Annotated in this window: 20 protein-coding genes; 6 read left to right on the forward strand and 14 right to left on the reverse strand. The window is 69.6% G+C overall.

What is annotated here, in order from left to right:
* The first annotated feature begins 119 nt into the window (after positions 1–119).
* A complete protein-coding gene (locus tag IE302_RS11360) occupies positions 120–554 on the forward strand; it encodes a VOC family protein (RefSeq protein WP_191254428.1) in 435 nt (144 codons plus the stop codon).
* Here the strand turns inward: IE302_RS11360 and IE302_RS11365 are convergent.
* Positions 551–2,059 (reverse strand): amidohydrolase family protein, encoded by a 1,509-nt coding sequence (locus IE302_RS11365; RefSeq protein WP_191254429.1) that lies wholly within the window; start codon positions 2,057–2,059, stop codon positions 551–553. The genes IE302_RS11360 and IE302_RS11365 overlap by 4 nt on opposite strands.
* 135 nt (positions 2,060–2,194) lie before the next feature.
* Entirely contained in the window at positions 2,195–3,220 is a 1,026-nt protein-coding gene (locus IE302_RS11370) for a 6-phosphofructokinase (RefSeq protein WP_191254430.1), read from the reverse strand.
* A gap of 283 nt (positions 3,221–3,503) precedes the next feature.
* Here IE302_RS11370 and IE302_RS11375 point away from each other — a divergent pair, with 283 nt between their 5' ends.
* On the forward strand, positions 3,504–4,580 hold the full coding sequence (locus IE302_RS11375; protein ID WP_191254431.1) for a 3-deoxy-7-phosphoheptulonate synthase: 1,077 nt from the start codon (positions 3,504–3,506) through the stop codon (positions 4,578–4,580).
* Between the two features lie 81 nt (positions 4,581–4,661).
* Here IE302_RS11375 and IE302_RS11380 read toward each other — a convergent pair whose 3' ends face one another.
* Both IE302_RS11380 and IE302_RS11385 read right to left on the reverse strand, forming a co-directional pair.
* Positions 4,662–5,147 (reverse strand): polyadenylate-specific 3'-exoribonuclease AS, encoded by a 486-nt coding sequence (locus IE302_RS11380; RefSeq protein ID WP_191254432.1) that lies wholly within the window; start codon positions 5,145–5,147, stop codon positions 4,662–4,664.
* 20 nt (positions 5,148–5,167) lie between these two features.
* Entirely contained in the window at positions 5,168–5,929 is a 762-nt protein-coding gene (locus IE302_RS11385; RefSeq protein WP_191254433.1) for a lysophospholipid acyltransferase family protein, read from the reverse strand.
* A gap of 214 nt (positions 5,930–6,143) precedes the next feature.
* Here IE302_RS11385 and IE302_RS11390 point away from each other — a divergent pair, with 214 nt between their 5' ends.
* From IE302_RS11390 to IE302_RS11400, 3 genes are read left to right on the forward strand one after another with little or no spacing between them, the layout of a single operon-like run.
* Complete coding sequence (locus IE302_RS11390) at positions 6,144–6,914, forward strand: alpha/beta hydrolase (protein ID WP_191254434.1); 771 nt, start codon at positions 6,144–6,146, stop codon at positions 6,912–6,914.
* Entirely contained in the window at positions 6,911–7,420 is a 510-nt protein-coding gene (locus IE302_RS11395; RefSeq protein WP_191254435.1) for a hypothetical protein, read from the forward strand. Before IE302_RS11390 ends, IE302_RS11395 begins: the two co-directional genes overlap by 4 nt.
* Before the next feature lie 20 nt (positions 7,421–7,440).
* Positions 7,441–8,583, forward strand: a complete 1,143-nt coding sequence (locus tag IE302_RS11400; protein ID WP_191254436.1) for a glutamate--cysteine ligase — start codon at positions 7,441–7,443, stop codon at positions 8,581–8,583.
* Positions 8,584–8,641: 58 nt separating this feature from the next.
* Here IE302_RS11400 and IE302_RS11405 read toward each other — a convergent pair whose 3' ends face one another.
* Genes IE302_RS11405 through IE302_RS11435 form a run of 7 tightly spaced genes read right to left on the reverse strand, consistent with a single transcriptional unit; the run spans position 8,642 to position 13,803 of the window.
* The gene (locus tag IE302_RS11405) at positions 8,642–9,511 is read right to left on the reverse strand and encodes an NUDIX domain-containing protein (RefSeq protein WP_191254437.1); all 870 of its coding nucleotides are present in this window, start codon (positions 9,509–9,511) and stop codon (positions 8,642–8,644) included.
* A 4-nt stretch (positions 9,512–9,515) separates the two neighbouring features.
* Positions 9,516–10,475: an ROK family protein gene (locus IE302_RS11410; RefSeq protein ID WP_191254762.1), complete on the reverse strand. Its 960-nt coding sequence runs from the start codon at positions 10,473–10,475 to the stop codon at positions 9,516–9,518.
* A 16-nt stretch (positions 10,476–10,491) separates the two neighbouring features.
* Positions 10,492–10,929 carry a hypothetical protein gene (locus IE302_RS11415; protein WP_191254438.1) on the reverse strand — a complete coding sequence of 146 codons (438 nt, stop codon included), beginning with the start codon at positions 10,927–10,929 and terminating at the stop codon, positions 10,492–10,494.
* Positions 10,926–12,068 (reverse strand): ArsA family ATPase, encoded by a 1,143-nt coding sequence (locus IE302_RS11420; RefSeq protein ID WP_191254439.1) that lies wholly within the window; start codon positions 12,066–12,068, stop codon positions 10,926–10,928. Before IE302_RS11420 ends, IE302_RS11415 begins: the two co-directional genes overlap by 4 nt.
* A gap of 14 nt (positions 12,069–12,082) precedes the next feature.
* Positions 12,083–12,523: an SRPBCC family protein gene (locus IE302_RS11425; RefSeq protein ID WP_005164577.1), complete on the reverse strand. Its 441-nt coding sequence runs from the start codon at positions 12,521–12,523 to the stop codon at positions 12,083–12,085.
* A 27-nt stretch (positions 12,524–12,550) separates the two neighbouring features.
* The gene (locus IE302_RS11430) at positions 12,551–13,339 is read right to left on the reverse strand and encodes a metallophosphoesterase family protein (RefSeq protein ID WP_005164579.1); all 789 of its coding nucleotides are present in this window, start codon (positions 13,337–13,339) and stop codon (positions 12,551–12,553) included.
* Between the two features lie 8 nt (positions 13,340–13,347).
* Positions 13,348–13,803, reverse strand: coding sequence for a polyketide cyclase / dehydrase and lipid transport (locus IE302_RS11435; RefSeq protein ID WP_191254440.1), 456 nt, complete (start codon positions 13,801–13,803; stop codon positions 13,348–13,350).
* Between the two features lie 82 nt (positions 13,804–13,885).
* Here IE302_RS11435 and IE302_RS11440 point away from each other — a divergent pair, with 82 nt between their 5' ends.
* Entirely contained in the window at positions 13,886–15,685 is a 1,800-nt protein-coding gene (locus IE302_RS11440) for an AMP-dependent synthetase/ligase (RefSeq protein ID WP_191254441.1), read from the forward strand.
* Between the two features lie 94 nt (positions 15,686–15,779).
* Here the strand turns inward: IE302_RS11440 and IE302_RS11445 are convergent, their stop codons facing one another.
* The 3 genes from IE302_RS11445 to IE302_RS11455 form a co-directional block, all read right to left on the reverse strand.
* A complete protein-coding gene (locus IE302_RS11445) occupies positions 15,780–16,886 on the reverse strand; it encodes an FAD-dependent oxidoreductase (RefSeq protein WP_191254442.1) in 1,107 nt (368 codons plus the stop codon).
* Between the two features lie 67 nt (positions 16,887–16,953).
* The gene (locus IE302_RS11450; RefSeq protein WP_191254443.1) at positions 16,954–17,892 is read right to left on the reverse strand and encodes a ferritin-like domain-containing protein; all 939 of its coding nucleotides are present in this window, start codon (positions 17,890–17,892) and stop codon (positions 16,954–16,956) included.
* 87 nt (positions 17,893–17,979) lie between these two features.
* On the reverse strand, positions 17,980–19,224 hold the full coding sequence (locus tag IE302_RS11455) for an aspartate aminotransferase type Ic (protein ID WP_191254444.1): 1,245 nt from the start codon (positions 19,222–19,224) through the stop codon (positions 17,980–17,982).
* Positions 19,225–19,258 lie beyond the last annotated feature (34 nt).

Genomic DNA, 19,258 nt, shown 5'->3' on the forward strand with positions numbered 1-19,258 from the left:
CGCGGTGGTTGGCGACACGAACCACCGCATTTAGAGGACGAAATGCGGGGAGGATGTCGAGAACGGCGGAGCGGCGTCGTCCCTGGGGCGCAAGCACCACAGCGAGGGAGACCACCAGCATGAGCATCCAGCGGATGGACCACGTCGGCGTCATCGTCAGCGACCTCACGGCCGCCATCGAGTTCTTCGTCGAGCTCGGCCTCGAACTCGAAGGCCGGATGACGATGGAGAACGACCTGGCGGACCGCATCACCGCGGTCGACAAGGCCAAGTCGGAGATCGCGATGGTGTCCGTCCCCGGCGGCGGCGGACGGCTCGAACTCATCCAGTACCTCACGCCCGAGGCCCACCCCGGCGACTCCCGCGCGCCGGCCAACACCCGCGGCCTTCGCCACCTCGCCTTCGAGGTCGACGACCTCCAGGACGCCCTCGACCGTGTGCGGCCGCGCGGCGCGACGCTCGTCGGCGAGGTCGTGAACTTCGAGGGCAGCTACCTGCTCTGCTACCTCCGCGGCCCCGACGGGATCATCATCGAGCTGGCGGAAAAGCTCTAGCAGCAACAACCCCGGCGAGCCAGGGCCTGAAGCCGGGCGCTCGTGACGGGCCTGTTCGCGGCGACCTCGACGGCGTCCAGCATCCGGTGCCGCGCGGTCTTGTCGAGGACACGGCCGCGGGTGATCACCAGGTCGATCTTCGCGATGTTGCGGATGTCGGTCGCCGGGTTCGCGTCCAGCAGCACGAGGTCCGCCTCCTTCCCCGCCGCGACGGTGCCCGACGTCGCTTCCCTGCCGAGGAACTTCGCCGCGTCGCCGGTCACGGTCTTCAGCGCGTGCACCGGCGAGAGCCCGGCCTCGACCAGGAAGGCGAGTTCCTCGTGCAGCCCGCTGCCGGGGAAGGTGTACGGGTTGAGACAGTCGGTGCCGCCGATGAGCCCGACGCCCGCTTCGTGCGCGACGCCGACCAGCCGCAGCGTCTCCTGGTAATACCGTTCCTGCAGAACGATTTCCGCCGGGGTCTTCGGCGCGAACTGCTCGATGCCCACGACCCAGCTCTGCCGGATGTCGGCGGGCAGGTACTTCAGCCGCGGGTCGTGCTTGTGGGTCTCGGCGGGCTGCGTGACGACCCGGTTGATCGTGAGCGTCGGCGAATGCCAGGTGCCGTTGCGCCGCAGCCTGCCGAAGTAGGACCACGCGGCGCCGGGGTTGTACGTGGACACCGAGTCGAACTCCAGTCGCCGCGCCAGGTTGAAAAAGGCGCGCGGCGCCGCCGGGTCGTACGGCGTCGCCTTCAACCTGGCGAGGATCTCGTCCCGCCGGGACGAGCAGTGGATCGAGACCCCGAAGAAATGCTCGAAGCTGTGCTGGCCGAGGTCGCTCGCCTCGCTGTGGGACAGCTTGTACGGCCAGTGTCCCGAGAACCGCAGTCCCAGCGCGCGGACCTCGTCCGCGACCGCGCGGACGGCGTCGGGGCCGAGGTAGGAGTAGGTCTTGACGAACTCCGCGCCCGCGGCCTTCTCCGCGCGGACGACCGCGCGCGCCTCGGCCGCGTTCGACACCTGGAGCACCGGCGGGCTCAGGAGCGTGACCGGCCCGTCGACGATCCCGCTTCCCATCACGACGCGCGGGCCGAGCAGCTCACCGCGTTCGATCTTGTCCCGGGCCGCGCGGGTCTCCGCGTAGCCCCACATCTCGCGGGCGCCGGTGACGCCGTGGGCCAAATGCAGCGGCGGGATGATCTCTTCGAGGTCCAGGCCGTGGGTGTGCATGTCCCACAGTCCTGGGACGAGGTACTTGCCGCGGCCGTCGATCACCCGCGCGCCACCGGTTTCCGGGACCTGGCCGGCGGCGCCGACCCACGCGATCCGATCGCCGGCGAGCACGACCGAGATGTCGCGCCGCGGCGCCGAACCCGTGCCGTCGATCAGCGTGACATGGGAGATGACGATGATCTCGTCCGCGGCGGCGGCGACGCCGGGCACCAGTCCGGCGAGCGCCACGCCGGTCCCGCTCGCGGCCAGCCATCTCAGGAACTCGCGCCTGCTGGATCCCGCTGCCGCCATGAGAACCCCCGCCCTTCCACCCAAGATCCCCCGGGTGGCCCGATTCAACTCGCCGCCGGGGCGGGGCCGCAAGGAAAGGGAAGGCCCCTTACCCGAGCTGAGCACAAAGTAAGGGGCCTTCTCCTGAAACGCGGCTCAGCCGAAGAAGACTTCGGCCTCTTCGTACCGCTCGACCGGGACGGTCTTCAGTTCGGCGGTCGCCTCGGAGAGCTTGACGCGGACGATGTCCGTGCCGCGCAACGCGACCATCACGCCGAAGTCGCCGTCGGCAACGGCGTCGACCGCGTGGAGGCCGAACCGGGTGGCGAGCACGCGGTCGTACGCGGTCGGCGTACCGCCGCGCTGGACGTGCCCGAGCACGACCGCGCGGGACTCCTTGCCGGTGCGGGCGGCGATCTCGTCGGCCAGCCAGGTGCCGATGCCACCGAGCCGGACGTGCCCGAAGGCGTCCTTCTCACCGGTCAGCAGCTTCTCCTCGCCGCCCTCGGGCAGCGCGCCTTCGGCGACCACGATGATCGGCGCGAACTCCTTCTCGAAGCGGCGCTCGACCCACGAGACGACCTGGTCGACGTCGAAGTGCCGCTCCGGCACCAGGATCACGCTCGCACCGCCGGCAAGGCCGGAGTGCAGCGCGATCCAGCCCGCGTGCCGTCCCATGACCTCGACGACCAGGGCACGGTGGTGCGACTCGGCCGTGGTGTGCAGCCGGTCGATGGCCTCGGTGGCGATCGAGACGGCCGTGTCGAAGCCGAAGGTGTAGTCGGTGGCGCCGAGGTCGTTGTCGATCGTCTTGGGCACCCCGACGACGCCGACACCGTCGTCGGTGAGCCGCTTCGCGACACCGAGGGTGTCCTCGCCGCCGATCGCGATCAGCGCGTCGACCTGCTGCTCGGCGAGCACGGCCTTGATCTTGTCGACACCGCCTTCGACCTTGTACGGGTTCGTCCGCGACGACCGCAGGATCGTGCCGCCGCGGGTCAGGATGTCCTCGACGTCGTTCAGGCCGAGCGGGCGGCTGTCCCCGGTGAGGGGACCGTTCCAGCCGTTGCGGAACCCGACGATGTCCCAGCCGTGCACCTCGATGCCCTTGCGCACCACACCGCGGATCACCGCGTTGAGCCCCGGGCAGTCCCCACCGCCGGTCAGCACACCGACACGCATCAGAAGCCTCCGTCTTGTGTTCCGTAGAGATGACAGTCACATGTCCCGACGCCAGGGTAGCGGGAGTTCTCTGGATCGGTGCAGGGCGGACCACCTCGGGAATCGGTCCACGTGACGGATGTGCTAGCTTGGCGCCGTGCAGCGCTATTTCTGGTTTACGAAGCCGGCCCCGGGTGGGCACGGCGGCGTGAACCTGCGCTGACCAACCACCCCGAGCCGGAATCACACCGGCTCGGCGAGTTCCCGCGGGTCGGTATCCCTTTCGAAAGGAACCAGACCCGCGATGTCTCCCTCCGCTGACACCCTGATCGCCCTCGACGGGCACCGCACGGCGGCCATCAACCCGCTGCTGTCGCCCGCGATGCTGCGGCACGAACATCCGATGACGGCGGAAATCGCCGATACCGTCCTAGCCGGGCGGGCCTCGGCCGTCGACATCCTCGACGGCCGGGACGACCGGCTCCTCGTCGTCGTCGGGCCCTGCTCGGTGCACGACGCGGACGCCGCGCTCGACTACGCCCGCCGCCTCGCTGCCAAGGCCGAAGAACACCGCCGCGACCTGCACATCGTCATGCGCGTCTACTTCGAGAAGCCGCGGACCACGCTCGGCTGGAAAGGCCTGATCAACGACCCGGGCCTCGACGGCACCTACGAGGTCAACCACGGCCTCCGGATGGCGCGCAAACTGCTGCTCGACATCTCCGCGCTCGGCCTTCCGGTCGGCTGCGAATTCCTCGACCCGATCACCCCGCAGTTCATCTCCGACACCGTGACCTGGGGATCCATCGGCGCGCGGACCGCGGCGAGCCAGGTGCACCGGCAGCTGTGCAGCGCACTGTCGATGCCGGTGGGGATCAAGAACTCGACCGAGGGCGACGTCCAGGTCGCCGTCGACGCCACCCGCGCGGCCGGCGCGAGCCACGTGTTCGCCGGCATCAACCCCGACGGGCTCGCCGCGCTGATCACCACGGCCGGGAACGAGGACTGCCACGTGATCCTGCGCGGCAGCTCGGCCGGTCCGAACCACGACCCCGCGACGGTGGCCGACACGCTGGCCCGGCTGGCGAAGTCGGGGCTGCCGGAACGCGTGATCATCGACGCGAGCCACGGCAACAGCGCGAAGGACCACGTGCGGCAGGCTTCGGTGGTGCGGGAACTGGCCGGGCGGATCAGTGCCGGTGAGCGGGGCATCGCGGGGCTGATGCTGGAGAGTTTCCTGGTCGCGGGGCGACAGGACCTGACGCTCGGCGAGGCGGCTTCGCTGACCTACGGGCAGTCGATCACGGACGCCTGCCTGGGATGGGACACGACCGCGGAGCTGCTGGACACCCTCGCGGAAGCCGTCGACTCACGCCGCTGACTCAGCCGCGCGAGCGCAATGAAGGGGCCTTTCATCGCAAAATTTGCGATGAAAGGCCCCTTCATTGCACGCGAGAGAGGACTAACGCTGCCAGTAGGACTCGATGATCTGCCACCGCTGGTAGTTGTGCCGCGCGTCCGCCAGGGCGTCGTGCTGGTCGTCCGGGGCCGCCGGCAGCTTCGGCTTGCCCGCGTCCTCCCAGCGTTGCCGCAGGTCACGGGTGAAGCGGGGCAGCTGGCGCGGCAGCGCGGGCATCGGCCCCCACAGCTGCGCCAGCGCGACGTGGTCGTAGGCGGCGAACCAGGCCCACAGTTCGATCCCGCCGGGCGGCTTGCCGAAGAATTCGAGCAGATCCGCGCGGATCTTCTCGCGGCTGCGCCACGCCGGGTCGGCGGGCGACGGGAGTTTCGGGAGCACGTTGTCGCGGACCCAGGGGCCTGCCTTGCCGGGATCGAAATCGGTCGAGACCGCGTAGAACTCGCGGCCTCTTTCGTCCACGACACCGATCGACACCAGATCGATGGTCACGCCGTCCTCAATGAATTCGGTGTCGTAGAAAAAGCGCACCGCAGAACCCTAGTGGGGGCTCAGCCGACCTTGGTGTCCGGGATACGGGCGACGTCCTGGGCGGACGGCTGCGCGGGCACCTTCGGACGGAGTCCCGCCTCATCGGCGGCGAGCAGTTCCTTCGCCTTGGCGGCGTAGATGTCGACGTACTCCTGGCCGGAGAGCTCCATGAGCGCGTACATGATCTCGTCGGTGATGGACCGCTCGATGAAGCGGTCACCGGCGAGGCCCTCGTAGCGCGAGAAGTCGAGCGGCTTGCCGAAGCGGATCTCGAGGCGGCGCGGCCACCACATCTTCGAGCCGATCGGGTTGACCTTGTCGGTGCCGATCATCGCGACCGGGACCACGAGGCCGCCGGACTCGAGCGCGATCCGCGCGACGCCGGTCTTGCCCTTGTACAGGCGGCCGTCCGGGGAGCGGGTTCCCTCGGGGTAGATGCCGAGGAGGTGCCCTTCGCGGACCAGCCGGGTCGCGGTGTCGAGCGCGGCCTGCGCCGCGTTGCCGCCGGAGCGGTCGATCGGGAACTGGCCGACGCCGGTGAAGAACCACTTCTTCAGCAGGCCTTTGAGGCCCTTCTCGGTGAAGTACTCCGATTTCGCCGGGAAGGTCACCTTGCGCTTGACCCGCAGCGGCATGAAGAAGGAGTCCGCGACCGCGAGATGGTTGCCCGCGAGGATCACGCCACCGTCGTCGGGGATGTTCTCCGCGCCGACGACTTTGGTGGGCCACAGCGCCTTGAGCAGTGGCCCGATAAACACGTGTTTCATGAGCCAGTACAGCACTGCGAAAACTCCTCCTAGCAGCTCAACCCCTGTGCCCGATGGTCAAGACTACGAACCGGGCACCCCCGGCACAACGAAGTCCACCCGGTTACCCGCACCCAGCGACGGATCTCACACCCGATCCGGCCGGATTCCGGCGGTGGCCGGGGGCCCACAAGCCGCTCCGGTCGTGCGAACATAGTAGACCTACCCAGCTCTCACGGAAGGCGATCGCATGGCCGTCCTCGCCGGCGCGGAACCGTTCGCTCACACCGGTTCGACCGAAGCAGGTTTCCTGCTGTGCCACGGGTTCACCGGCACGCCCGCGAGTATGCGGCCCTGGGGCGACCATCTGGCCGAGGCCGGTTACACGGTGCGCTGCCCGCTGCTCCCCGGGCACGGGACCCGGTGGCAGGACATGAACCGGACAGGCTGGGAGGACTGGTACGGCACGGTCCGCGAGGAGCTGCTGGCGCTCTTCTCGACCTGCGAGTCGGTGTTCGTGGCCGGGATGTCGATGGGCGGGACGCTGACGCTGCGGCTCGCCGAGGAGTTCGGCGACCGGATCGCCGGGATCGTCCTGGTGAACCCGTCGGTCCTGACGCTGCGGTGGGACGCCAAACTGCTGCCCGTCCTGTCGAGGATCCTGCCCTCGGTGCCGGGCGTGGCCAACGACATCGCGAAACCGGGCGAGACGGAGGTGGCCTACTCGCGCACGCCCGTGCGCGCGGCGGCGAGCCTGGCGAAACTGTGGAAGGTCACCCGCGCGGAGCTGGCCAAGGTGACCCAGCCCGTGCTCCTGCTGCACTCGGCCGTCGACCACATCGTGGAACCGGTCAACTCCCAGGTGATCCTCGACGGGGTCGGCAGCGAAGACGTCACCGAGGTGGTGCTGGAGAACAGTTTCCACGTCGCCACCCAAGACCACGACGCGGGCCTGATCTTCACGCGTACGGTGGACTTCGCCCGGTCCGTGCACCGGGCGGGACAGGTGGACGCCGGATGAACAGAGGCAAGGACGGGCCGGAGGACGTCGACGCGACGTTCGCCGAGATCGTGGCCGACCTCCGTGCGGAGGGCGTGGGGCTGTTCCCCGACGAGGACCTGGAGAAACCGGCCGGGAAATCCGCGGAGAAAGCCGAGAAGCCTTCGGAGAAGGCGCCCGGCCCCGAGACCCCGGACGCGGAACCCGAACCGGGCTGGCGCGGCGGCGGCACCAGCTGGGACAAGACCCTCTTCGAGGACGACCCGGCCGGGCCGGACGACGAGGGTCACTTCGTGCCGCCCGAGCCGCCTCCCCTGCCGCGGCCGCGCAAGGGCGCGTTCGTCGTCCTGTTGTTCTTCCTGCTCGGCCTGCTGCTCCTGATCGCGCCCACCCTGATCGGCATGGGCACGCGGCTCGGCACGCCGCTCGGCATCCTCGCCCTCGCGACCGCGATAGCGCTGCTCCTGCTGCGGGTGCGCCAGGGGCCGCCGCCCGGTGCGGATCCGCACAACGGCGCGCAGGTCTGAACTACCGGACAATTCCGACCATGAAGATCGACTTCACTCCTTCGCGCCGTTCGACGGTCGGCGCGGAATGGGAGCTCGCCCTCGTCGACCGGCGGACCGGTGAACTCGCGTCCGTCGCGGAACAGGTGCTCGACGCCGTCCGCCCCGACGGCGACGAGGAGCATCCGAAGATCAAACAGGAGCTGCTGCTCAACACCATCGAGGTGATCAGCGGGATCTGCGACACGATCGCCGAGGTCAAGGCCGATCTGAACACCTCGCTCGACGCCGTGCATTCGGTGCTCGACCCGCTCGGCGTGGAGCTGTTCTCGGCCGGGTCGCATCCGTTCTCGACGTGGTACCAGCAGAAGGTCACCGACAAGGAGCGGTACGCCAAGCTCATCGACCGGACCCAGTGGTGGGGACGGCAGATGCTGATCTACGGCGTCCACGTGCACGTCGGCCTCGACCACCGCGACAAGGCCCTGCCGATCCTGGACGCGCTGCTCAACTACGCGCCGCATCTGCAAGCGCTTTCGGCGTCGTCGCCGTACTGGGGCGCGGAGGACACGGGCTACGCGTCGAACCGCGCGCTGATGTTCCAGCAGCTGCCCACGGCCGGGCTGCCGTTCCAGTTCCGGAAGTGGGAGGAACTGGAGAGCTACGTCGACGACATGTTCACCACGGGCGTGATCGACCACTTCTCCGAGATCCGCTGGGACATCCGGCCCGCCCCGCATTTCGGGACGATCGAGATGCGCGTCTGCGACGGGCTGCCGACGCTGGAGGAGGTCGGCGCGATCTCCGCGCTGACCCAATGCCTGGTCGACGACTTCAGCGGCCGCCTCGACGACGGCGAGATCCTGCCGACGCTGCCGCCGTGGCACGTCCAGGAGAACAAGTGGCGGGCGGCGCGCTACGGCGTCGACGCGATCATCATCCTCGACGCGGCGGGCAACGAGCGGCTCGTCACCGAGGACACCTACGACCTGCTGAACCGGCTCGAACCGGTGGCCCGGCGCCTGGACTGCGCCGACGAACTGCGGTCGGTGGAGAAGATCCTGCATCACGGGCCCAGCTACCTGCGTCAGCGCGCGGTGGCGAAGCAGTACAACGGCAGCCTTCGCGCCGTCGTCGCTTCGCTCATCTCGGAGATGCGGGAAGGGACGATCCCGCGCACCTAACTTCGCATTTCGTCCTCTGAATGCGGTAGTTGCGCGTGCAAGGACCGCATCCAGAGGACTAAGTGCGGTCGAGGTGCCCCAGGAGGGTGCCGGGGCCGAAAGCGGTAGCGCCCAGGGCCTCGACGCGGGAGCGGAGTTCGCGGTCGGCGGTCACCACGACGACGTGGTCCTCCGGACCGGCCTCACGAGCGGACCGGACGACGGCGACGATCTTGTCGTCGCCTTCCCCCTCCGCCTCGACGACCTCGACGCCGGGTACGGCGGCGACTCCCCGCGCCTTGCCCTCGACGACCAAGACGATCTCGGGCCACCACGACCATCCGTCGCCACCGGGCAGCGCCGGATCGGCGAGCCCGGTCGCCGCCAGGGCCGCGAGCTTGTCCCGCAACCGTTCCGCGGCGCCGCGCCGGTCGCGCCACCAGCCGTCCGGCCGCGACCCGACGACGTTCGCGCCGTCGACCACCAGTACCAGCCTGCGATCCAAGTGTTCCCTCAATCCCGGCCACGCCACCGCGAAATCCCGGTGCAACCGGAAATCCGCGACCTGTCCCGCGTGGACCCAGCGCAGTTCGGCGCTCTCGGCGTTCTTCACCCGGGCCGCGAGCGTGCCGATCGGCGCGGCCAGGATCGTGGTGTAGCGCCAGTTCCCGTGGTCGACGTGCGCGGCCGACAGCGGACGGACCCTGGCAGGCGGGATGTCGGCTTCCTCGTGCGCCTCGCGGGTGGCGGCCTCGCGCGCGCTCTCCCCCGCCTCGACGGCGCCCCCGGGCAACGCCCAGGTGCGTCCATGGTGGACCCACCACGCCCGGCGCTGCAGCAGGACACCGCGCGCGGGATCGGACAGCAGCAACCCGGCGGCGCCGTTCAAGCCCCAGTGAAGATGCCCGAAGTGGCACCTCACGAAGCCGTTGCCGTCCTCCCGGGTCACGCCTTCAGCCTGTCACACCGACCTCGGCCCCGGGAGCCTTCGCCGCGTCGACGGCGAGTGCCGCGGCACCCACGATCGTCGAATCGTCGCCATGGTGCGCGGCCCGGATCCGGGCGAGCGGACGGTGCCCGGCTCCGGTGATCTTGTCCGCGTAGCGCTCACGCGCCTCGTCGAGGAACAGCGGGGCCGATTCGGACACGCCGCCGCCGATCACGATGATCTCGGGGTCGAAGACGTCGGCGACCAGCGCCAGGCCTTCGGCCAGCCATTTCGCGAGTTCGGTCATCGCGCGCTGGGCGATCGGGTCGCCGTCGCGGGCCGCGCCCGCCACCCGGCGTCCGGTCACCGAGCCCGGGTCTCCCCTGGTCTCGCGCGCCAGCACGGTCGAGCGGCCGGGGTGCCGCGCGAGCAGTTCCACCGCCGTCGCGGCCAGCGCCGTCCCGCTGCAGTACCGCTCCCAGCAGCCGTACTTCCCGCACGGACAGGGCCGCCCGCCGGGAACGACGGTCAGATGCCCGAGTTCCGGCGCGACACCGTACGCGCCCCGGTAGATCCGGCCGTCGAGCAGCAGGCCCGCGCCGATCCCGGTCCCCAGCGCGATCAGCGCGGCGACCTGGGCGCCGCGGGCGGCCCCGAAGCGGTACTCGCCGACCGCGGCGGCGTTCACGTCGTGCTCCAGGGTCACCGGCAGGCCGACGCGCTTCTCGATGCGATCGGCGACCGGCGCGGCACGCCAGGACAGATGCGGCGCGAACATCACCGTCCGCCGGTCCTTGGCGACGAACCCGGCGACCGCCAGCCCGACACCGGAGACGTCGTGCCGGTTGCGGAGGTCCTCGACGACCCCGGCGATGGCGTCTTCGAGCGCGTCCTCCTCGCCGGGGGTTCCGACCCTGGCGGTGTCCATCAGCGAGCCGTGCTCGTCCACCACGCCGGCGCGCACACTCGTGCCCCCGACGTCCACCCCTATCGTCAGCAACTCAGTTCTCCCGGTCCGGCTGCCAAGCGTCGCGCCTGGTCACCGTGATGTGCTGGACCCGCGAAGCTCCCACCGGCGCATCTTCCCGCGCGGGCTCCTTCCGCGCAGGCTGGAAGCCCGGCATGTGCACCCCGCCCTCGGGCTCCCAGCGATCGGCCAGCACCGCCCGCAGCAGCGCGACGAGCTGCGCGGCCTGCTCCATCAACCGTGCCACGAACTCGGGCCGTTCCCCGCGGAAGACCCCGACGATCGCGCAGAGCGGGCACCAGCCGCCGTCCGCTCCTCGATCAGCACCGTCATGCTCCGAGCAGCCGTGCCCGGCGGAGATCAGGCCCTCCAGCCACGGCGCGGCGTGCTCGACGACCAGTTCGACCAGCAGCCGGATCTCTTCGGCCAGTTTCAGGCCGTCGGTCCGCGTTTGTTCGCTGTTCTCGCTCACCCGGGTCCCCGGTTCCCGGCCAGGCTCACGACCAGGCCGTGCGCGTCGGATTCCGCACCGGTGATCCGGCACGGGCGCAACATCTCCGGCAACGCGATCAGCCGCCGGAAACCGTCCACGGTGACGGCGAGATCATTGTCCACTCTGGCCAGGTCCACTTCGGAATCACGGTGCAGCGGCACCGCGATCCGCAGCTGGTAGCCACTGTCCGATTCGGACACCTGCAAGAGCGGGGTGACACCTTTTTCGTTTCCCGCCAAGGGATCCAGGCCTTGATAGAGCTCGTACGCGATTTCCTGCAAGGCTTCCAGGCCGACGGGTTCGACGGCGCGGTGCTCGACGGGCTTCACCTGGCCGGGCCCGAATCCCGCGTCGCCGAGTTCGGCGAGGACGGCGTTCTGCTGCGTGCGCCGGGTCCGCATCCACGAGGCCGCGGCGCCGCGCCAGAACCCGGGCGCGGGCATCAGCCGGTTGACGATCAGGCCGTCGACCAGGATTCCGCGCAGGGCCAAGGAACTGAGCGTGCGGCGGGCTTCCGCGACGACGACGCGTTCCGGGGTCAGCACGAGCCGCACGGTGGTGGTGGCCGGATCGGTCAGCAGGGTGCGCAGCGACTCCAGATGCGCGCCGAGCCGCCGGACCGCGGCCGCGGTCCGGCGGGCGCCCGGTTTGAACATCCTCGACAGGTACCCGGAAACGGCCTCCGGCAAAGCCAGCAGGCGCAGGGTTTCCGCGGTCGGCCCGCAATCGACGACGACCGTCTCCCAGGGACCGTGCTCGGCGAGGCGCTGGACCTCGGTGAGGGCGAGGAGTTCGTCGACCCCGGGCACCACGGTGAGTTCTTCGGCGTCGAGCGAGTCGAGACCCGCGCCCGCGAGCGCGGCCTGCAGTTCCTGCCGGAGTTCGCGCCAGGTGCTGTCGACGAGGCCGCGGGTGTCGATCTGGACCGCATGCAGAAGGGTGTCTACTTCGGACGGTTCAGCGCCGAGCGCTCGGCCGAAGGCGTCACCGAGGGAATGCGCCGGGTCGGTCGAGACGACCAGTGTCTTCCTGCCCCGCCCGGCCAGGGCCGCGGCCGTCGCCGCGGCCAGCGTGGTCTTGCCGACACCCCCCTTGCCGGTGAACAGCAGGATCCGCATGCCTACCCTTCGACTCAGGATGCCTCAGCGCGCTTCTTGAGCTCCTTGAGCGCGGTGTCCATGACCATCTTCTCGGCCTTGCGGCGCAGCAGCCCGATCATCGGCAGCGCCAGCTCGACGGACAGCGTATACGTCACCTTGGTGCGGCCGGCGCCCAGCGCTTCGAGGGCGTAACGACCGTTCTGGGCCTTCTGCATCTGCCCCTTGACCAGGTGCCAGCTGACGCCCTTGCCGTCGGTGTCCCAGTCGTACTCGAGGGTGTAGACGTCCTTGATCGGCCCGGCGTCGAGAGTGAGTTTCACCTGCTTGGCGCGGCCGTCACCGTCCTCGCCGAGCACTTCGGTCTCCCGGACGGCCTTGGCCCATTCCGGGTACGCGGGAAAGTCGGCGATGACGGCCATGACCCGCTCGGGCTCGGCGTCGACCTCGATGGATTGCGTGGACTGCTCGGCCATGACGCGAACTCTAGCTGGGACCGACCGTCACCAGCGAAGCACGTACGGCTGTGCCGTCTCTTTGAAGTGACCGACGTTACGGCATTCGGTCCTGCCGACCCTCGTCCGCGCGGAGAGGGGCTGGTGGACGTGCCCGAAGACCGACCAGCGCGGGCGCTGCTCGCGGATGAGGTCCACCAGCGCCGCCGACCCGATCTCGGACCGCCGCGCGACCACGTCGTAGGTCAGTTCCGGGATGGCGGGCGGGATGTGGGTGCACAGGACGTCGATGTTCTCCAGCCCGCCGACGGCGACGTCGTACTCCTCGCGGGTGCGCAGGTACGGCCGCCAGAAGCCGTTGCGGCGCGGGACCACGTTCGGCGGGAGCAGCGCGCCGCCGATGAACCCGAACCGCAGCCCGCCGAACTCGGCCACGCCGCCGTCGAGGACGGAAATGCCGTCACCGGCGAACTCGGGCCACAGCGAGGGGTCGTCGACGTTGCCGGGGGTCGCGAACGTCGGCGCGGTGAGGGCTCCGAACAGGACGGAGTACTGGTCCTGGATCGCCTCGCCGACGGCGGCCGCCGGATCGGCCAAAGTGGCCCACAACGATCGCGAGAAGGCAACGGTCTCATCACGAGTGCCCTCACGCCGCAGCCGCGCGAACTCGCCGACCTTCTCGGCGCCGAACAGCGCGCCCATGATGCCCTTGTCGTGCTCGCGGTAGTCGACGAAGTCCAGCAGGTCGCCCAGCACGATCAGCGCGTCGGCGCCGTCGCCCGCGCGTTTGAGCGCGTCGGCGTTTCCGTGCACGTCCGACACCACGTGAACCCGCATGCTCACCCCTAATCGGCCCGGGGACCGACCCCGGGCTCGCGCCCGTCTTCCAGGACCTCTTTGAGCCCGAGCGCGATCGCCTTGGCGGCACGAGCGCGCCGATCGAACTCCCGCCGCAGGTCCCGGGCCTGGAGCGCCCTCGGCTCCCCGTCCGGACCGGCGGGAGTGGCACGCAGGAAGTAGTGCAGCAGAGTGCCGTCGAGCACCGGCTCGAGCCAGACCTCCATGGTACCGATCAAGGCACCGCGCACGGTCCAGCGCAATCCTTCGTCACCGCGGTCGGTGTAGACCTCCAGGACGAGGTCCGGCCAGTAACGTGACCAAGATCGCGGATCGGCGAAAGCGGCGGCCACGGTGGAGGGCGGGACCACGAGGAAAGTCTCGTCAACGATGTCGAGAGCTGGCGGCGCCTGGTTCACAAGCGGCAGAATGTCATGCCCTCGGTATGGCCGATTCGTCAGCATGGTCTTAAGGTGCACGGCACGCTAAGTTGACTGGCGGGTAACACCGGTCACACCACTTTGCACGCGAACACGGAGGTTCCTCGTGCGCGAATACAGCGCCCCCGCCGCCAATCCGGTGACCGACGACGAGAACCTCGCGGACGTCGTCTGGGCGAACGCCGAGCGGTTCTCCGATGTCGTGAGTTTCCGCCGCCAGGTCGACGGAACCTGGTTGGACGTCACCGCCAAGGACTTCGCCGCCCAGGTGCTGGCCGTGGCCAAGGGAATGGCCCAGGCGGGCATCGCACCGGGCGACCGGATCGGGCTCATGTCCAAGACCCGCTACGAATGGACCCTGATCGACTTCGCGATCTGGGCCGCCGGCGCGGTCACCGTCCCGATCTACGACACCTCCTCGGCGGAGCAGGTCCACTGGATCCTGTCGGACTCGGCGGCGAAGGCCGTGTTCGTCGAAACGGACGAACACCTCGCGACGCTGGAATCCGTCAAGGGACGCCTCGACTCGCTCGAGCACACCTGGCAGATCGAGTCCGCCGACGCGCCCGCCGTCGACCACCTCACCACGCAGGGCGCCGAACTGAGCGACGACGATCTGCACGAGCGCCGCCGTTCGGTGAAGGCGGGCGACCTCGCCACGATCGTGTACACCTCGGGGACGACCGGCCGCCCCAAGGGTGTCGAGCTGACCCACCGGAACCTCCTCGCCGAGATCCGCGCCGACATCGCCGCGTTCCCGCAGCTGATGGAGCAGGGCAACTCGCTGCTGGTGTTCCTGCCGCTCGCGCACGTCCTCGCCCGCGCCATCGCGGTGACCGCGCTCAGCGCGCGGGTGACCCTCGGGCACACGTCGGACGTCAAGAACCTCGTCGCCGACCTCGGCACCTTCCGGCCGACGTTCGTCGTCGCCGTGCCGCGCGTGTTCGAGAAGGTCTACAACAGCGCGAAGCAGAAGGCGCACGGTGACGGCAAGGGCAAGATCTTCGACGCCGCCGAAGCCACCGCCGTCGCCTACAGCCAGGCTCAGGACACCGGTGGCGCCGGGCTGGGCCTCAAGGTCAAGCACGCGCTGTTCGACAAGCTCGTGTTCAGCAAGCTGCGCGCGGCCCTCGGCGGCCGGTGCGTCGCCGCGGTGTCCGGCGGTGCCCCGCTCGGCGTGCGGCTGGCGCACTTCTTCCGCGGCATCGGCGTCCCGGTGTTCGAGGGCTACGGCCTGACCGAGACGTCCGCGGCGGCCTGCGTCGGCACCCAGGACGGGTTCCGCGTCGGCACCGTGGGACGGCCGGTCGCCGGCACCTCGGTCCGGATCGCCGACGACGGCGAGATCCTGCTCAAGGGCGACGTCGTGTTCGGCGGCTACTTCAACAACGCCGAGGCGACCGCCGAAGCGCTGGAAGACGGCTGGTTCCACACCGGCGACCTCGGCGAACTGGACAGCGACGGGTTCCTCAAGATCACCGGGCGCAAGAAGGAGATCATCGTCACCGCGGGCGGCAAGAACGTCGCTCCGTCCGGTCTCGAAGACACCATCAAGGCCAGCCCGCTGGTCAGCCAGGCGATGGTCGTCGGCGACCAGCGGCCGTTCATCGGCGCGCTGATCACCATCGACGAGGAGTACTTCCCGTCGTGGAAGTCCCAGCACGGCAAGCCTTCCGACGCCACCGTGTCCGATCTGGCCGGCGACGCCGAACTGCGCGCCGAGATCCAGGAAGCGGTCGACCAGGCCAACAGCGCGGTGTCGCAGGCCGAGGCGATCAAGAAGTTCACGATCCTGTCGAAGGACTTCACCGAGGCCGGCGGGGAGATCACGCCGAGCCTGAAGCTGAAGCGCAACATCGTGAACAAGAACTACGCGAACGACATCGAAGCCCTGTACAAGAAGTAGCCCGTCGACGCGTGAAGGCCCCCTTCCCTCGGCTGACCCGAGGGAAGGGGGCCTTCACGCGCTACGCTCGCGAGTACCGAGCGCATTCAGAGGACTAAATGCGGGCGGCAGAGATCTTGGCGTCCCACTCGATGTGGTGCCGGTACAGCCAGTTCCGGTCCCTGTCGGACGTCGTCGCGGTCGACACCGAGGCGCTGCTCTCCACCAGCTTCTCCACCCGCGCCCGCCGCAGCCGTTCATAGGCAGCGAAAGCCGTTGGCGCGTCAGGAAGATCCCGCAGGCACTGGGCCAGCACGACACTGTCCTCCAGCGCCATCGACGCTCCCTGCCCGGCGGCGGGCGAGGCCGCGTGCGCCGCGTCTCCCACGAGGACCATCGAGTCGGTGAACCACACCGGCGTCGAGGGGACGTCGTAGGAGTGACCGCCGAAGACGTCGTCCCCCGTCGACTCGATGATTTCCGCGGCGGGCAACGGCTCCCCGTCGAAAGTGACGAAAGCCGCCGTTCGCCATTCCGCCGGGGTCAGACCGGATCGCACCCCTTCGGCTGCGGGTAGCCGCGCGAACCAGTACGTCGAACCATCGGGGGCGCTCGTGTAGCCGAAGAAGGCGTGCAGGCTCTGGATCATCCGATAGAGCGACGGCGCCTGCGGGACGCTCGTGTCGGTCGTGTAGCCGTAGACGACGTCGAGGCCCGTCGAACGCGGAGGCGGGCACGACGGGTCGATGATGGTCCGGACGACCGACCGCAGGCCGTCGGCGCCGATCAGGATGTCGCCCTCGGCCGTGGTGCCGTCCTCGAAGCGAGCGACACCCGGCGAGGCGGAGACCAGCCGCTTCCCGCGCTCGAAGGCGATCCCGCGCGAGATCGCTTCCTCCTGCAGCGCGCGATAGAGCACCGCCCGCGTCAAGGTGCGCGGCCCGGCGAGACCGTCCACGACGAACGACCGCTGGTCGACCGTCTTCCCGTCCGGCGTGACGAGCTCCAGCCCGTCGGCGGCGAAGGAGTTCTCGACCACCGGTCCGTCGGCGCCGATCGCGCGCAGGGCGTCCATGCCGTTGTGCATGATCGTCAGGAAGGCGCCCGCGTCCTCACCGCCGGACGGGTACGCCTCGTGGACGCTCGCTTCGATCCCGGCCCGCCGCAACGCCATCGCCGTCACCGTCCCGGCGATACCGCCGCCGATGATCACTGCCTTCACCGCGAACCCCCTGTCGTGTCACCGGCTCCTGACGGTACCCGGGAGACGGCGACACGACAGAGGGGAATCACGCGCCGCCGCTGGCGACGATGTCGCCGTTGACGCCCTTGGGGAAGAACCCGCCTTCCTTCACCGGGCCCGGGTTCAGGTAGACGACGTTGAGCACCCGGTCCGCGCCGCGGCCGAAGCAGACACCGTTGTTGTCGGTCGGCACGATGTTGGCCTGGTTCCCGAGCAGGATGCCCTGATCGTCGTCGCCGGGCCCGTCGAGCGCGTCGCGGGCGTTGGAGATCTTGGCCGCCGCGTCGCCGAGGTCCCGGTCGAACAGCGACGTCCGGATGGTGGCGGCGTGGTAGGCCTCGGCGGCCAGGATGCCGGCGGCCGCGTCCAGGAACGTCTTGTTGGTGATCAGCGGGGCAGCGCCCTTGTACGCCGTCACGCCGACGTCCTCGAACAGGAACGCCGCGAGCAGGAAGTTCTTCTCGTTGGCGAAGGGATCGAACTGCTGGTACCCGCTGATCAGCCCGGCCGCCTTCGCGGCGGCGGTGAAGCTGTCCTTGAGGTCGATCTGGGGCCGGGACACCGCGGCCTCGCCGAGCGCGCCGCGCAGGAACTTGACGTGCGCGACCTCGTCGCCCGCGATCTCCTTCGCGAACTGGTGCAGTGCCTTGTCGTGGAACATCACTTTCTTGCCGCCCGCCACCCCGCCCTGGGTGCCGACGCCGCCGGTGAGATCGTCCGGCAGCCCGTGGCCGTAGACGGCGAAGGAGTAGAACTCGGCTTCGAGGTACTCCAGGTTGAGCGCGAAATTGAGCACGGCCGCGTCGCTGGGGGCGGCAGCGGCCTCACCCGTCGCCGAAGCGGACGAAGTGGCCTGCACCCCGAGGTACGTCGCGCCGACGACGCCGAGGCCCGCCGCGCCGGCGGCCTTCAGGAACCGCCGTCGATCCGTGCGGTTCTCGGCGCTGCGCGTTATCAGGGTGCGAACGAAGGGCTTTCCGAACACGAGTGGTTCCTCTCGTCTTTGCGGTGCACACCCACCCACTCGGACGTTCGGAACCACCCGTGACCCGGATTGGAGAAGATCTCGAACTTATTTCTTCGTCGCCGCCGCAAGGCGGACGCAGACGACCAGACCGCGGATGGCCTCTTCGACCTCGGCCAGCTCGGGGTACGTCGGGGCGATACGGATGACGGCGTCCTCGGGGTCGTCGCCGTAGGGGTGCGTCGCACCGGCGGGGGTCAGGGCGATGCCCGCCTCCTTGGCCAGCCGCACGACCTCCTTGGCGGTCCCCGACGGCACGGTCAGCGAGATGAAGTACCCGCCGGTCGGCTTGGTCCAGGAGGCGAGGCCCGATTCGCCCAGTTCCTTGGTCAGGATCTCGTCGACGGCCGCGAACTTGGGCCCGATGAGCTCGGCGTGCTTGCGCATGTGCTCGCGGACGCCGTCCTCGTCACGCAGGAACTGCGCGTGGCGGAGCTGGTTGACCTTGTCCGGGCCGATGGTCCGCTTCCCGATGAGGCCGGTCCACCAGGCCAGGTTGGCCTCGGACGCGCCGAAGAAGCCGACACCGCCACCGGCGTAGGTCACCTTCGAGGTGGAGCCGAAGACGAACACGCGGTCGGCGTTGCCCGCCTCGCCCGCCAGCGCGAACAGGTCGGCCAGCGGCGCCTCGGCGTCGGTGAGGTGGTGCACGGCGTAGGCGTTGTCCCAGAAGATCCGGAAGTCCGGGGCGGCCGTGGTCATCGTGGCCAGGCGGCGCACGGTGTCGTCGCTGTAGGTGACGCCGGTCGGGTTGCTGTACTTCGGCACGCACCAGATGCCCTTGACCGCGGCGTCCTCGGCGACGAGACGCTCGACGACGTCCATGTCCGGGCCGGTCTCGGTGAGGGGGACCTGGATCAGCTCGATGCCGAAGCGCTCGGCCAGCGCGAAGTGGCGGTCGTAGCCCGGCACCGGGCACAGGAACTTGACGCTCGCCTCGTCGGCCCAGCGGCGCTCGGCGCCCGGGAGCTTGCTGAGGAAGGCCTGCACGATCGAGTCGTGCATGAGCTCCAGGCTGGAGTTGCCCGCGGCCAGCAGCTGCTCGGCCGGGACCTGCAGCGGTCCGGCGAAGATGCGGCGGAGCTCGGGCAGGCCCTTGAGGCCGCCGTAGTTGCGGACGTCCGTGCCGTCCTCGGCCTTGCGCACGTCCCCGGGGAGGGCCAGCAGCCCGTCGGCGAGGTCCAGCTGGCGGGGGGACGGCTTGCCGCGGGTGATGTCCAGGGAGAGGCCACGGTCGACGAGGGCCGCGTAGTCGCGGCGGGCGCTCTCGACATCGACAGGTGCAGTGGTCATGCCTAACGCTAAACCCGGCGGCGGATCGGCGTGA

Origin of the sequence: Amycolatopsis oliviviridis, from assembly GCF_014654365.1 — a bacterium.
Classification (GTDB): Bacteria; Actinomycetota; Actinomycetes; order Mycobacteriales; family Pseudonocardiaceae; genus Amycolatopsis; species Amycolatopsis oliviviridis.

Excerpts from the sequence above, each read along its gene's own strand:
- IE302_RS11360 (WP_191254428.1), top strand. The coding sequence starts at position 120 with ATGAGCATCCAGCGGATGGACCACGTCGGCGTCATCGTCAGCGACCTC.
- IE302_RS11365 (WP_191254429.1), bottom strand. The coding sequence starts at position 2,059 with ATGGCGGCAGCGGGATCCAGCAGGCGCGAGTTCCTGAGATGGCTGGCC.
- IE302_RS11370 (WP_191254430.1), bottom strand. The coding sequence starts at position 3,220 with ATGCGTGTCGGTGTGCTGACCGGCGGTGGGGACTGCCCGGGGCTCAAC.
- IE302_RS11375 (WP_191254431.1), top strand. The coding sequence starts at position 3,504 with ATGTCTCCCTCCGCTGACACCCTGATCGCCCTCGACGGGCACCGCACG.
- IE302_RS11390 (WP_191254434.1), top strand. The coding sequence starts at position 6,144 with ATGGCCGTCCTCGCCGGCGCGGAACCGTTCGCTCACACCGGTTCGACC.
- IE302_RS11395 (WP_191254435.1), top strand. The coding sequence starts at position 6,911 with ATGAACAGAGGCAAGGACGGGCCGGAGGACGTCGACGCGACGTTCGCC.
- IE302_RS11400 (WP_191254436.1), top strand. The coding sequence starts at position 7,441 with ATGAAGATCGACTTCACTCCTTCGCGCCGTTCGACGGTCGGCGCGGAA.
- IE302_RS11420 (WP_191254439.1), bottom strand. The coding sequence starts at position 12,068 with ATGCGGATCCTGCTGTTCACCGGCAAGGGGGGTGTCGGCAAGACCACG.
- IE302_RS11425 (WP_005164577.1), bottom strand. The coding sequence starts at position 12,523 with ATGGCCGAGCAGTCCACGCAATCCATCGAGGTCGACGCCGAGCCCGAG.
- IE302_RS11430 (WP_005164579.1), bottom strand. The coding sequence starts at position 13,339 with ATGCGGGTTCACGTGGTGTCGGACGTGCACGGAAACGCCGACGCGCTC.
- IE302_RS11435 (WP_191254440.1), bottom strand. The coding sequence starts at position 13,803 with ATGCTGACGAATCGGCCATACCGAGGGCATGACATTCTGCCGCTTGTG.
- IE302_RS11455 (WP_191254444.1), bottom strand. The coding sequence starts at position 19,224 with ATGACCACTGCACCTGTCGATGTCGAGAGCGCCCGCCGCGACTACGCG.